This is a genomic window from Enterococcus sp. DIV1314a (assembly GCF_051713805.1).
GTDB classification, from domain to species: domain Bacteria; phylum Bacillota; class Bacilli; order Lactobacillales; family Enterococcaceae; genus Enterococcus_I; species Enterococcus_I aquimarinus.
In genome coordinates this window covers 889,869-903,837 of sequence record NZ_JBIOQP010000001.1, presented here as the reverse complement: position 1 = coordinate 903,837, position 13,969 = coordinate 889,869, and the positions used below count along the sequence as shown (strand labels likewise).

The following is a 13,969-nucleotide window of genomic DNA, read 5'->3' as shown; positions in this document are numbered from 1 at the left end:
TTAAGAAATAAAATATGAAGATTAGGAGACGACACTTTTGAAAAAATACGATTATATTGTAATTGGTGGCGGTAGCGGAGGTATTGGCTCTGCTAATCGGGCAGCAATGCATGGTGCAAAAGTTTTATTAATTGAAGGCAATGAATTTGGAGGAACATGTGTGAATGTGGGCTGTGTGCCCAAAAAAGTCATGTGGCAAGCAAGTGATTTACTCGAAAGTATGAAAAGAGACGCGAACGGCTATGGTATTTCTCCACAGGGGATAACTGTCGATTTTAAAAAGCTTGTGGATAACCGAGAAGAATATATTCGAGTATTGCATGGTGCGTATAGTCGAGGCCTAGCTGGTAATGGGGTTGAGACGATAAAAGGTTATGCACAGTTTGTGGATAACCAAACGGTGACCGTGAACGGCGAACAATTCCAGGGAACGCATATCTTGATTGCTACGGGTGGACGGCCGTGTCGTTTGGAAGTTCCAGGTGGAGAATATGCGCAAAATTCCGATCAATTTTTTGAATTAACGACACTACCCAAAAATCCAATTGTGATTGGTGGCGGCTATATCGCAGCCGAAATTGCGGGAGTCATGCATGGCTTAGGAAGTGATGTTTCGTGGGCTTATCGTCATGATCGTCCACTACGACACTTTGATGAAATGCTTTCGAATCATCTGGTTGAGTTGTATCAACAAGATGGCATTCAAACGTATGCGCAATATGTACCAGCGTCAATTGAAAAAGCTGACGAAACGTATACGGTTCATTTTGAAAATGGCGAAAGTTTAACGGGCGATTACGTATTCTTTGCTGGTGGGCGTACGCCAAATGTGGATAACATTGGGTTAGAAAAAACAGATGTCGACTTATCCCCAGAAGGCGTCGTCGTTGTGGATAAATTTCAAAATACCACGGAACCGGGCATTTATGCGGTGGGTGATGTGATTGGAAAAATTGATTTAACACCTGTGGCGATTGCTGCCGGTCGTCGGTTAGCTGAACGACTCTTTAATGGCCAAAGTGAGTTATTTTTAGACTACGATTTGGTGCCAACTGTTGTTTTCACGCATCCACCAATTGCGACCATTGGCTTAAGTGAACAAGAAGCGATTGAGAAATACGGCAAAGAGCAAGTGAAAATTTACACGTCAGAATTTACGCCAATGTATTTTGCGCTGGATGACTATCGACAAAAATGTAAAATGAAACTCGTGTGTTTAGGAAAAGAAGAAAAAATTATTGGACTTCACGGTATTGGCCGTGGTGTCGATGAAATGTTACAAGGATTTGCGGTGGCAATCAAGATGGGCGCTACGAAAGCAGACTTTGATAATACGGTCGCGATTCATCCGACTGGTTCAGAAGAATTTGTGACAATGCGTTAAAAAAGAAAAAGAAGGGAGCTGTGACTTTTGTCACAGCTCCCTTCTTTTTTATAAACATTTGATTGATGGTCGGGCGACAAAAGAGCAAAATACCTTTTGTCGCACCTCTTTTTTAATCTATCATAAAATATAACCGAACGTGATGCTACGGCTCTTTAATTTTCGCGATGTAAAATCATCTTGGTAATCTCAAGTAAAGTCTCTTTGACGCCAGTAGGACGATTCGGTAATTTTGCAATCTCTTTGAGGGCCTTTTCGGTATACTCTTCAGCAAGTACTTGGGCGTTTTGTAGACCATTTGTTTCATGGACGAGGGTAAAAATGGTTTGAGCCTCTTCTTTGGTCATCGCAGCTTTTTTAGCTAAAATCGGTTTGATATCTTCGGGATTTTCTTTAAGTGCGTAAAGTAACGGCAAAGAGTAGATCCCCTGACGAACATCTTCTAAAACCGGTTTGCCAAGTTTTTGGCTCGCTTGAGAATAATCTAAAATATCATCTAACATTTGAAAAGCCATCCCAATATGATGCCCTATCTCAGCGGCTTTTTTAGCAAAGAGTTGGGAACTCCCACTCTCTAATGCGCCAATCGAACAACTGAGCGCGAAGAGTTCGGCTGTTTTACCCGAAATATTTTCTAAATACTCCTCGATTGAGACCTCTGTATAATAATGTTTATCCATTTGTCCTAATTCACCGGCCAAAATTTTTTCCATACTCCGTGAATTCATTTGTAAGCTTTTCATTGAAGTCGCATAATCCGCCATTAATTTAAAACACGAAACGAATAAATAATCGCCTGCATAAACGGCGGTACTGTTGCCAAATTGTGAACGAATCGTTGGGGTATTGCGACGTAAATCCGCTTGATCGACAATGTCATCGTGGATGAGTGTTGCCGTATGTAAAAGCTCAATGGCGGCGGCTAAGGCGATGATTTTTTCGGGTTCTTTTTCTGGACCGAATTGGGCGAAGAGAATCTGATACGCCGGACGTAGTAGTTTTCCACCAGAATGAATCATTTCTAAAATCGCCGCTTCGACCTGCTTGTTTTTAAGATGGAGAATCTCTTCCATCAGTTGGACCGTTTTTTGTAAGTCGTGTTGTAATTCGGGAAACTTTTCCCACATTGGATGAAGTGTCATGAAGTGCCTCCTGACTATTTGTTAATTGTGTTCAGACCATTTTACTTGCGTCTCTTCTTCGTACGCAAGTTGGAATTGTTTTAACGTACTAACGCGCTGCAACAAGTGATTGGCGGCGACTCCGATCGCAAGTCCCGATAAGATACCAAAGAAAGAGAGAACGGGTAAATATAAAAGAACTGTCCAAGACTGCGCAATCCACGAGGCAGTGACGAGTTGCCCAACATTGTGCATAAAGCCACCTGTGGCGCTAATTCCGATAATACTCACTCGTTTGGGTCCTAATTTTTTGACTACTAACATACTGGCATAACTGAGCATCGATCCTGAAAAGCTATATAGGAAGGTCGAAACGGTCCCGCCTAAAAGTGTGGTTAGGATTAACCGCAAACAAATTAAGAGAAAACTGTCTTTTTTAGGCATCGTAAAGAGCGCAATAATTGTAATCAAATTCGCTAATCCTAATTTTGCACCAGGGGCAAACGCGAAAGGATAGGGAATCATATTTTCAATTAGCCCGATGACGACTCCTTGTGCGACGAGTAGTGAAATAAAAATAATTTTACGTAAATGATTCATATGTTAGACGATTAATAAACTAAATCGTCCGTTTCACTCCCATCTACTGCGATAATTTCGATGACTAGTTTATGAGGCAAACAAACAATCGTTTCCCCGTTTTTACTCGCCCAGCCTCGACGCACACAGATTTGATCACCACAAGAGGCCTCTTTGATGCGAATGCGATCACCGTCAATTTCAATCAAATTCGTATCACCATCTGGATCTTCGTATAAGTAGGTTGTTCCCTTTTTCCCTTCTACGAGTTCAAACGTTTCAATTTCTTTCCCATCCACTCGTAATACCGCTTGTTTTACCGCATTTTCAGGTAATTGATTCCACCCAAAAATAATAAGGGGTAAGAAAGAAGATGCGATTAATAAAACAATGATGATGCCATCAAATGGTTTTAAACGGCTCGATTTCATAAATTCTTTTAAACGCAAAGACGTGGCCTCCTTTTCTATTTTTTTCTATTTTAACATATTCACCCGAGCAAATACTTTTTTTCAGAAATTTCATCAGAAAAGGAGACGCGACAGTTGTGGTTGTCACGTCTCCTAAAAGATCATTTCAAATATTTATTTTTGACCGTACATTGATTTAGGGGTACCATACCACCATTTACCAAGTGTTTTTTGTAACCAAGGGATTACCCAACGGTCTAAACCAACCGCACGACCAGAACCATTCATCAGTGCAAAGGCAACTGGAATGAACCAGATATTAACCCAGAAGAACATCCCTGATAAACAGAAGGTTACAACTAAAGCAATCGTTGTTGCACTCATTAACCAAGTAAATAATCCAGCCATTAATGCTAGAGCAATACCGATTTCCACGAATACCATCATTTTTTGGAAGAACATCGCAACTTCCATATTTGGCATCATAATTTTCATGATATTTGAGAACCACTCAGGGGCACTGTCTAAGACGGCCATTGGTGTTTCGCCATAAGCATAACTTAAGCCAAATTTCGCAGCGGCTTCAACCGTTTCACCTGCACCACTTGCAGCACTTGTCGCATCGCTCGCAGCACTTGCAGCATCCACATAGTCCCAAGTCCAAGGGAAAACACTGTTACCAGTAAACCAAGAACCTTCACCAAACCAAGTACCTGGTTTCAGCCATGAACCTTCGCCGACAATTTTTTTAGCGGCTTCAATAAACCAAACTAAACCATAGAAGACACGTAGTGGTACGCTCCAAAGAACATTTCCGTAACGAGAAGAATGTCCACGAGTCACATTACGATCATCTTTAATGTGGAAGAATTCATGCATCATGTATTGGAACATATAATAACCAGAACGAATATCAAAGAAGTATTTTAAGTTAACAATGTGCTTCATTACGATTGCTAAGAAGCCACTTAAGTGAATCTTGTTGAATAAGTTTGCTACGCCCCATTTAGCGCCGATAGAAACCATAAACCCTTGGTAATTTCCTTTGAATTTATGTTTTTCGCCACCTTTAATATCGGCGACGATATTGGCAGCTGCGGTGTGACCTGTTTGTTCAGCTGCTTGAACGATTTGAGGAGTTGGTGTATTCGGAAACTCTTCATAAAAGACTAAGTCACCGATGATGTAGATATTATTTTCCTCGTAACCTTTTGCTTCCATGTACTCATTGGCCACAAGACGATTGCCACGAGCTGCTTCTAGACCAAAATCAGCTGCATCGGTTGTTCCTTTAACGCCGGCTGTCCAAATTAAAGTGTGTGTTGGAACCATTGAACCATCTTTTAGTTTAATGTGGTCTGCTGCCACTTCAATAATTGGCGCATTTAACACGAGTTCCACGTTTTGTTCTTTCAAATAGCGTTCCGCTTTGGCAGCGTCATTACGACCTAACATGTTTAAGATGGTAGGCATTGCTTCCACTACTTTTAAGCTAAACTCGCTTGGATCTAATTTGTATTCTTTTGCAAGGCGTGCTTTCCAGTCAACGAGTTCACCGATCATTTCGATTCCAGTAAATCCAGAACCACAAACAACAAATGTGAGCATCGCACGACGGACAGCAGCATCTGGCTCAATGGCAGCTTTTGCAACGGTTGTTAAGATATGTTCGCGAATACGAACAGAATCTTCAAATGACCATAGGGTAAAGCCGTGTTCTTTAACGCCAGGTGTACCAAAGTCATTTGGTTCGCCACCCATTCCTAAAATCAGGTAGTCAAAGGCATAAGAACCGAGTTTCGTCGTAACGATTTTGTTTTCTTTATCAATCCCAGTTACAGTATCTGTGACTAATTGAACATTTTTTTGACGAGCAAACAAACGTTGTAAGTCGTATTGAATCGCTTCAGGTTCAACGCGTCCACCAGCGACTTCGTGAAGTTCGGTCATCATCGTGTGATAAGAGTGACGATCAATGAGTGTGATTTGAACATCGTTGTCTTTTTTTAATTTTTTTGCTAGGAATTTCGTAGCAGAAACACCAGAATACCCAGCACCGACAACGACAATATTTTTTGTAGCCATTGTAAATCTCTCCTTAATAGAAATAAAATAGTATATGAATGCACAATCTGTTTTATTATACATGGGAAACGTTGATTTGTCTAAGGAAAGTTTAACAATTTCACAAAAAATCTGGAATATTTATTTTTGTGAATGCTCCTTTATTTTAAATTTTCTTACTAGAAAGGATTGACATCTGTCAAAAATACGCTAAAATGTTAATTGAATCACAAACTTATTTGTGAAAGAAAACAAGTTGAAAAAAAGGTGGATACTGAAATGAAAGCAAAAAAATTATTAGTAGGATTCGCAGCATTAACTTTTACAACATTAGTATTGAGTGCTTGCTCACCAGATAGCAATACAGCAGAATCATCGTCAAGTGCAGCAGCATCATCTGAAGTAGTAGAATCATCAAGTACAGCAGCAGAAACAGAAGAAGAAGCGGCAGCACCTGCTGTGACATTACAAGACGGTACTTATACATTAGAAGAAACAAACTATAGCAATGATTATCGTGTCGTTTTCTCAATTGTCGTAAAAGATGGCAAAATTGTAGAATCAAAATATGACAATATCAATGAAGCGGGCGAATCAAAAGTTGAAAACGCAGAATACAATGCGATGATGTTAGAAAAAGCGGGTATTTCACCAGAAGAATTTATTCCAGCATTTAACGAAGCATTAGTAAAAGCACAATCAGCAACAGGTGTTGAAGTGGTTTCAGGTGCGACTCACTCATTCCATTCATTCCAAAACTACGCACAACAATTAATTCAAGCTGCACAAGCCGGCAACACAGAAGTCATTAAAGTAAATAACGGCAGCGAATTACAAGATGGTACGTATACATTAGAAGAAAAGAACTATAGCAATGGTTACCGTGTCGTCTTCTCAATCGTTGTGAAAGATGGCAAAGTAGCAGAATCTAACTATGATAACATCAACGAAGCAGGCGAATCAAAAGTTGACGACGCCGACTACAATGCAATGATGTTAGAAAAAGCAGGAATTGCACCGGAAACATTCATTCCAGAATTAAACAAACGTTTAGTTGAGAAAATGGCGACTGAAGAAGGCGTGCCATCAGACATCGATGTCGTAACAGGCGCAACTTCTAGCTTTAATACTTTCGTTATCTATGCAGAACAATTAATCAATGCTGCACAAAATGGCAACACTGAAACAATTACAGTTGACAACCCAACACAATAAGACGTTGATTACAAAGTAAAAAAGCAAGAGTAAGGCTAGATTTAGCCCTCTTGCTTTTTTTTGATGAAAGAACTGCTTTTCAATTGCGAAAAAAGAAGTTATGATAAACAAAATAGAATTAGAAAGCGAGAAGGTGTGTGTATGAACAAAAAAGTAGTCGGAATTCTTACCCTTCTTTTCATGATTCCCTTGATGGTTGCATGTGGGAGTCAACAGGAAAGTCAAACAAGTGAAACGTCCACGACCGCCCCAGGGTTGCGAAAAGAACCCTATGTCCAAGAACAATTTTTACTAGGAACCTATACTCGAATTCGGGTATACGACGAAGGCAAAGAAGCAGCGATGACGCCAGCTTTTGAACGAATGAAAGAGTTAGGTGATAAAATCACGATTAATGAACCGGATTCGGAGATTGATGAAATCAATGAAAATGCAGGCATTCAACCGGTGAAAGTGTCTCCTGAAATTTATCAACTGGTGAAACGAGCGAAGGAATATAGTGTGGAATCAGAAGGAGCCTTTAATCTAGTGATTGGTGGGATTACGCAACTCTGGCGCATTGGCTTTGACGATGCGAGAAAACCGAGTGATGAAGAGATTCAGCAAGCGCTGACGACATTAGACTATCAGAAAGTCCAACTTGATGATGAAAACGAAACCGTTTATCTCGAAGAAAAAGGGATGATTATCGATCTCGGAGCCATTGCGAAAGGGTATATTGCAGATGAAGTCGCAACGGTTTTGCGTAATGAGGGTGTGACGTCTGCGATTATTGACCTCGGAGGGAATATTTTAGTTCTCGGACATAGTAATCGCGGCGTGGATCAACCTTGGAAGATCGGAATACAAGATCCCAACGATGCGCGTGGTAGCATCATTGGAATGATTGAAGAAACGGATAAAACTGTGGTGACCTCAGGGGTTTATGAGCGCTATTTGGAACTTGATGGTGTCAAATATCATCATATTTTTGATACTCAAACGGGTTATCCGATTGAAAATGATGTTGCGAGTGTGTCGATTATCACCGATCATTCGATTGATGGCGATGCCTTAACAACGCTAGTTTTTGCCAAAGGAATTGAAGAAGGCTTAGCATTTGTTGAGGAAAACACTCCAGAAGGAACCGATGCGATCTTTATTAGTCGCGACGGAGAAGTCTACGTGACTTCCGGCATCAAAGATACGTTTGAGTTGAGCGCCGAATCGGATTATCGGATGGCAGAATAAAAGACGAGTTGGAGCGGACACATGAATGTAAAAGTTTTTTTAGAATTAGTTGAAATTAAAACAAAAATTGCCAGTATCTTTCCATTTTTTATTGGCGTAGCCTTTTCGTTGACGTACTTTAAGGAATGGAACGCGGTCAACACGCTGTTATTCTTTGCCGGCATGTTGATTTTTGATATGACGACGACGGCGATTAACAACTTGATGGATTACAAAAAAGCGAAATCAGAAACGTATAAACGTGAAAAAAATGTGATTGGTCGCGAAGGCTTATCCGAAAAAAAAGTCGGACAACTCATCTTAGGGATGCTCTTTTTAACTTTAGTGATTGGTCTGATCTTAAGCTATCAAACAGGTTGGTTACTTCTCATAATGGGTGGATTGGTTTGTTTCATTGGAATTTTTTATACGTTTGGCCCGATTCCCTTATCGCGGATGCCTTTAGGAGAGATTTTTAGTGGCATTACAATGGGCTTAGGTATTTTTGCGATTACGGTCTATATTAATACGCCACTGCAAAGAGTCTTTTATTTAACAATCGATTTTCAAGCAGGTCTCTTTGCCTTAACAGGTAATCTTTGGGGAACGCTCGCGATGATTTTAGCGTCGTTACCCTTAGTCTTTACGATTGCTGATTTAATGCTCGCGAATAATTTAAGGGATTTAGAAGATGACATTAAAAATCATCGCTATACGTTAGTCTATTATATTGGTCGTGAGTGGGGAATCATGTTATTCCAAGCGTTGATGTACGCTTCTTATGCGGCTTTGTTACTCGGGTTACTACTAGGGATTTTCCAGTGGCCGATTCTCTTTGTTTTTGCGACACTCCCTAAAATTTATCAACATCTAAAAGAACATCGCGCGAGTTTACCTCACCCGCGAAGTTTTGGCTATGGGATTAAAAATTTGATTTTGTTTAATAGTGCCTACTTAGTGAGTCTACTATTAACGTTATTGATTGGGAAATAAACAACACGAAAAATCGGTATTTTTTGTGTCAAAAAGCGGCACTTCATTTTTTGGATGAAGTGCCGCTTTTTCTTTGTACTGGCTTACTGAGGCGCTTCTATACGACTTAAACTAATTTCTCCCGAAGATAAAATCTTTTGCCCTTGAGCCGTATCGACGATTAATTCGCCTTTGTCGGAGATACCGACTGCTCGACCAACGTATTCACGTCCTTGCTGGGTAAAGGTTACTTGACGACCGAGAACGAAAGATTTTTGGCGGTAATAATCTAAATAAGAAGTGTCGGGTAATCCATCAATGAGCTCAAAAAAATGAGTCCAAATTTTACGGATGATTTCATTACGGGTTACTTTTGGCGCTTCATCCGAAAAGAGCGAGGTGGCTTTTGCTTGTAATTCATCCGGAAAATCAGCGGAAGGAATCGCATAGTTCAAACCGATCCCAATCGCGACGTAAGAAATTTGTCCAGTTTCAAAGTCGCTCATGGCTTCGGATAAAATGCCGCCGACTTTTTTCTCCCCTAGAAATAAATCGTTGACCCATTTAATGCTTGAATGTTTGCCTGTTAACTCATCAATCGCTGAAGCAACGGCAACTGCGGCTAATAACGTATATTGCGGTAATTCCTCAAATGTTTGATTGGGACGCAACAGTAAAGTCATATAAATTTGTCCTTTTGGCGCGAAGAAATCCCGACCGAATCGACCGCGTCCTTGGGTTTGGATTTCCGAAACAAATAATGCAGGGGTCACAATCGGCGCAGGGTTCATCGTCGCAAGTTTTGCAACATTCATCGTGGAATCGACGGAAGCATGAATATAAATATTTTCTTCTTTTAAATAGCGAAACGCGATTTCTTCTGGTTCTAAGACATTGGATGAAAGATAGCGGTACCCATTGGCTAAATGTTCAATTTGATACCCTAAGCGATCGAGCTCGCGAATGGCTTTCCAAATCGCTGTCCGCGAAACGCCTAATTCTTTCGCTAATGTTTCGCCAGATAAAATAGCTGTTGACTGTTTTAGTAAATGGAGTACTTTTTCTTTTGTATGTTTCAAAGAAATCGTCCTTTCTATATCGAGATCGGTAATCGTCACCTTCAGTATAGAAGATTTATCCAAGGGAAACAAGGAAAATAATGCAAAAAAGAGTTGACGGATGTATTTCTTTTGTGTATAATAAGGAGTTGCAAAAACTATCTAAAAAAACGAGCAGAAACGAAATATTGTCCGTTTCGGCAAGGAAATAAGGAACAAAAGTAGTCTCTTCAGCTGAAGGTTTGCTATTTTTGGTTTTTTTTTGCTTAAAAGCCGCTAAAAATGTTCGTTGTTACATTTATTTAATATATGTAACGAAAATGTAATAAATCGGATAGAAATTTTGAAAGATTTTTTAGAGGGGTGAAGAGCTTGGCTGGACACGTAGTAAAGTACGGAAAGCACCGCGAACGTAGAAGTTTCGCAAGAATCAGTGAAGTATTGGAATTACCAAACTTAATTGAGATTCAAACAGACTCTTATCAATGGTTTTTAGATGAAGGGTTAAGAGAAATGTTTGAAGACATTTTACCAATTGATGATTTTAATGGCAATTTATCGTTAGAATTTGTAGATTATGAGTTAAAGACACCCAAGTATACAGTAGAAGAAGCCCGTGCACATGATGCCAACTATTCCGCACCGTTACATGTTGTGTTACGTTTGATGAACCGTGAAACTGGCGAATTAAAATCCCAAGAAGTCTTCTTTGGTGATTTTCCATTAATGACGGAACAAGGAACATTCATTATTAACGGAGCAGAACGTGTTATTGTTTCTCAGTTAGTCCGTTCGCCTGGGGTTTATTTCCATGGGAAAACAGATAAAAATGGAAAAGAAGGCTTTGCTTCAACAGTGATTCCTAACCGTGGCGCATGGTTAGAAATGGAAGTTGACGCGAAAGATATTTCTTATGTTCGAATTGACCGTACACGTAAAATTCCATTGACTGTTCTAGTTCGTGCTTTAGGATTTGGCTCGGATGATGAGATTTTTGAAATCTTTGGTGACAGCGAATCATTACGTAATACAATCGAAAAAGATTTACATAAAAATGCCAGCGACTCACGGACTGAAGAAGGGCTAAAAGATGTTTATGAACGTCTTCGTCCTGGGGAGCCTAAAACAGCCGATAGTTCACGTAACTTATTAACGGCTCGTTTCTTTGATCCACGTCGTTATGATTTAGCGGCAGTTGGTCGTTACAAAGTCAATAAAAAATTAGATTTGAAAACACGTTTATTGAATTTAACATTAGCTGAAACATTAGTTGATCCTGAAACCGGCGAAATTTTAGCGGAAAAAGGAACGGTCTTGTCTCATCAAGTGATGGATACGTTGGCACCAGCCATTGATAATGGTCTTAACTCTGTGACGTATTATCCAAGTGAAGATGCCGTTGTAACCGATCCGATGACGGTTCAAGTGATTAAAGTCTTTTCACCAAGAGATCCTGAACGTGAAGTGACGGTAATTGGAAATGCTTATCCAACTGATGACGTTCGCACAGTTCGTCCAGCGGATATCATTGCATCAATGAGCTATTTCTTCAACTTAATGGAAGGAATCGGCAATGTTGATGATATCGACCATTTAGGAAACCGTCGAATTCGTTCAGTCGGTGAATTATTACAAAATCAATTCCGTATTGGTTTGTCGCGTATGGAACGTGTGGTTCGTGAAAGAATGTCTATTCAAGATACCGAAACGTTAACACCGCAACAATTAATTAATATTCGTCCCGTTGTGGCAAGTATTAAAGAATTCTTCGGTTCTTCTCAATTATCTCAGTTCATGGACCAAACAAACCCGTTAGGTGAGTTGACGCATAAACGTCGTCTATCTGCCTTAGGACCTGGTGGATTAACACGAGATCGTGCGGGATATGAAGTTCGAGACGTTCACTATTCCCACTATGGTCGGATGTGTCCAATCGAAACACCTGAGGGACCAAATATTGGATTAATCAATAGCTTGGCTTCTTATGCGAAAGTGAACCGTTACGGTTTTATTGAAACACCTTATCGTCGCGTTGATCGTGCGACTGGTCGCGTGACAACCACGATTGATTACTTAACAGCAGATACAGAGGATCATTATGTCGTTGCCCAAGCGAACAGCTTGTTAAACGAAGATGGAACCTTTGCTGAAGATGTTGTAATGGCTCGTTTAACGAGTGAAAACTTAGAAGTTTCGATTGATAAAGTCGATTACATGGACGTTTCTCCTAAGCAAGTAGTTGCGGTGGCGACGGCATGTATTCCGTTCTTAGAAAACGATGACTCCAACCGTGCCTTAATGGGTGCCAACATGCAACGTCAAGCAGTGCCATTAATCAATCCAAAAGCACCATGGATTGGAACAGGAATGGAATATAAATCTGCACATGACTCGGGAGCCGCGTTAATTTGTAAAGCGGATGGCATTGTGGAGTATGTCGATGCTGCCGAAATTCGCGTTCGTCGTGATAATGGAACATTAGATCATTACTCGATTACGAAATTCCGTCGTTCGAACTCTGGAACAAGTTATAACCAACGTCCATTAGTTTCGTTAGGAGAAGTTGTTGAAAAAGGCGATATCTTAGCTGACGGACCATCAATGGAAGCCGGTGAAATGGCATTAGGCCAAAACACGCTTGTGGCATTCATGACATGGGAAGGATACAACTACGAAGATGCGATTATTATGAGTCGTCGTCTCGTAAAAGATGATGTTTATACTTCCGTTCATATTGAAGAATATGAATCAGAAGCACGTGATACGAAATTAGGCCCAGAAGAAATTACAAGAGAGATTCCAAACGTCGGAGAAGACGCATTGAAAAATCTTGATGAAATGGGTATTATCCGAATTGGTGCAGAAGTTAAAGATGGCGATTTATTAGTAGGGAAAGTTACACCTAAAGGGGTAACAGAATTATCTGCTGAGGAACGTTTATTACATGCTATTTTTGGTGAAAAAGCCCGTGAAGTTCGTGATACTTCTCTTCGTGTTCCACATGGCGGCGGCGGTATTGTTCATGACGTGAAAATCTTTACGCGTGAAGCCGGCGATGAATTAAAACCAGGCGTTAATATGCTCGTTCGCGTTTATATTGTTCAAAAACGTAAAATCAAAGAAGGAGACAAGATGGCGGGACGTCACGGAAATAAAGGGGTTGTTTCTCGCATTATGCCAGAAGAAGACATGCCTTATTTACCAGACGGCACTCCTGTTGATATCATGTTAAACCCATTAGGGGTACCTTCTCGGATGAACATCGGACAAGTATTAGAATTACACCTTGGAATGGCAGCACGTTCATTAGGCATTCACATTGCAACACCTGTTTTTGATGGGGCAACGGATGAAGATGTTTGGGCAACGGTTCGTGAAGCAGGACTTGCGAGCGATGCAAAAACAGTGCTTTATGATGGACGCACAGGCGAACCATTTGATGGTCGCATTTCGGTCGGCGTGATGTACATGATTAAATTAGCCCACATGGTTGATGATAAATTACATGCTCGTTCGATTGGACCATACTCACTTGTAACGCAACAACCACTTGGAGGAAAAGCGCAATTTGGTGGACAACGTTTTGGTGAGATGGAAGTTTGGGCACTTGAAGCTTACGGTGCAGCTTATACGTTACAAGAAATCTTAACGTACAAATCAGATGATGTAGTCGGTCGTGTGAAAACATATGAAGCGATTGTCAAAGGCGAACCAATTCCAAAACCAGGTGTTCCAGAATCATTCCGCGTATTGGTGAAAGAATTACAATCACTCGGCTTAGACATGCGTGTCTTAGATATCGATAATCAAGAGATTGAACTTCGTGACATGGATGATGAAGATGATGATTTAATCACAGTTGATGCTTTGACGAAATTTGCAGAACAGCAAAAACAAGTTCGTGAAGCACAAGAAAAAGCACAAAAAGAAGCAGCAGAGCAAAAAGAAACTGAGTAA

Annotated in this window: 10 protein-coding genes; 5 read left to right on the top strand and 5 right to left on the bottom strand. The window is 40.4% G+C overall.

Annotation, left to right across the window (positions count from 1 at the left end):
• The first annotated feature begins 37 nt into the window (after positions 1-37).
• Complete coding sequence (gene gor, locus IGI68_RS04405) at positions 38-1,384, top strand: glutathione-disulfide reductase (protein ID WP_438730823.1); 1,347 nt, start codon at positions 38-40, stop codon at positions 1,382-1,384.
• 155 nt (positions 1,385-1,539) lie between these two features.
• Here gor and IGI68_RS04400 read toward each other — a convergent pair whose 3' ends face one another.
• The 4 genes from IGI68_RS04400 to IGI68_RS04385 form a co-directional block, all read right to left on the bottom strand.
• Positions 1,540-2,526 carry a polyprenyl synthetase family protein gene (locus tag IGI68_RS04400; protein ID WP_071874588.1) on the bottom strand — a complete coding sequence of 329 codons (987 nt, stop codon included), beginning with the start codon at positions 2,524-2,526 and terminating at the stop codon, positions 1,540-1,542.
• A 21-nt stretch (positions 2,527-2,547) separates the two neighbouring features.
• A complete protein-coding gene (locus IGI68_RS04395) occupies positions 2,548-3,105 on the bottom strand; it encodes a Gx transporter family protein (RefSeq protein ID WP_071874589.1) in 558 nt (185 codons plus the stop codon).
• Between the two features lie 11 nt (positions 3,106-3,116).
• The gene (locus tag IGI68_RS04390; protein WP_071874590.1) at positions 3,117-3,533 is read right to left on the bottom strand and encodes a NusG domain II-containing protein; all 417 of its coding nucleotides are present in this window, start codon (positions 3,531-3,533) and stop codon (positions 3,117-3,119) included.
• 135 nt (positions 3,534-3,668) lie between these two features.
• Entirely contained in the window at positions 3,669-5,579 is a 1,911-nt protein-coding gene (locus IGI68_RS04385) for an NAD(P)/FAD-dependent oxidoreductase (protein WP_071874591.1), read from the bottom strand.
• Between the two features lie 258 nt (positions 5,580-5,837).
• Between IGI68_RS04385 and pplA the strand changes: the two genes are divergently transcribed.
• The 3 genes from pplA (at position 5,838) to menA (ending at position 8,975) form a co-directional block, all read left to right on the top strand.
• The gene (gene pplA / locus IGI68_RS04380; RefSeq protein WP_071874592.1) at positions 5,838-6,773 is read left to right on the top strand and encodes an extracellular electron transfer flavoprotein PplA; all 936 of its coding nucleotides are present in this window, start codon (positions 5,838-5,840) and stop codon (positions 6,771-6,773) included.
• Positions 6,774-6,914: 141 nt separating this feature from the next.
• On the top strand, positions 6,915-8,003 hold the full coding sequence (locus tag IGI68_RS04375) for an FAD:protein FMN transferase (RefSeq protein WP_438730816.1): 1,089 nt from the start codon (positions 6,915-6,917) through the stop codon (positions 8,001-8,003).
• 21 nt (positions 8,004-8,024) lie between these two features.
• A complete protein-coding gene (gene menA / locus IGI68_RS04370; RefSeq protein WP_438730813.1) occupies positions 8,025-8,975 on the top strand; it encodes a 1,4-dihydroxy-2-naphthoate polyprenyltransferase in 951 nt (316 codons plus the stop codon).
• 83 nt (positions 8,976-9,058) lie between these two features.
• On the opposite strand, the gene IGI68_RS04365 is transcribed toward menA, so the two are convergent.
• Positions 9,059-10,033: a biotin--[acetyl-CoA-carboxylase] ligase gene (locus IGI68_RS04365; protein ID WP_438730810.1), complete on the bottom strand. Its 975-nt coding sequence runs from the start codon at positions 10,031-10,033 to the stop codon at positions 9,059-9,061.
• Between the two features lie 351 nt (positions 10,034-10,384).
• Between IGI68_RS04365 and rpoB the strand changes: the two genes are divergently transcribed.
• Entirely contained in the window at positions 10,385-13,969 is a 3,585-nt protein-coding gene (gene rpoB, locus IGI68_RS04360) for a DNA-directed RNA polymerase subunit beta (protein WP_071874596.1), read from the top strand.

Bases quoted from the DNA above. Each gene is read 5' to 3' on its own strand.
- IGI68_RS04400 (WP_071874588.1), bottom strand. From the start codon at position 2,526: ATGACACTTCATCCAATGTGGGAAAAGTTTCCCGAATTACAACACGAC.
- IGI68_RS04395 (WP_071874589.1), bottom strand. From the start codon at position 3,105: ATGAATCATTTACGTAAAATTATTTTTATTTCACTACTCGTCGCACAA.
- IGI68_RS04385 (WP_071874591.1), bottom strand. From the start codon at position 5,579: ATGGCTACAAAAAATATTGTCGTTGTCGGTGCTGGGTATTCTGGTGTT.
- pplA (WP_071874592.1), top strand. From the start codon at position 5,838: ATGAAAGCAAAAAAATTATTAGTAGGATTCGCAGCATTAACTTTTACA.
- IGI68_RS04375 (WP_438730816.1), top strand. From the start codon at position 6,915: ATGAACAAAAAAGTAGTCGGAATTCTTACCCTTCTTTTCATGATTCCC.
- menA (WP_438730813.1), top strand. From the start codon at position 8,025: ATGAATGTAAAAGTTTTTTTAGAATTAGTTGAAATTAAAACAAAAATT.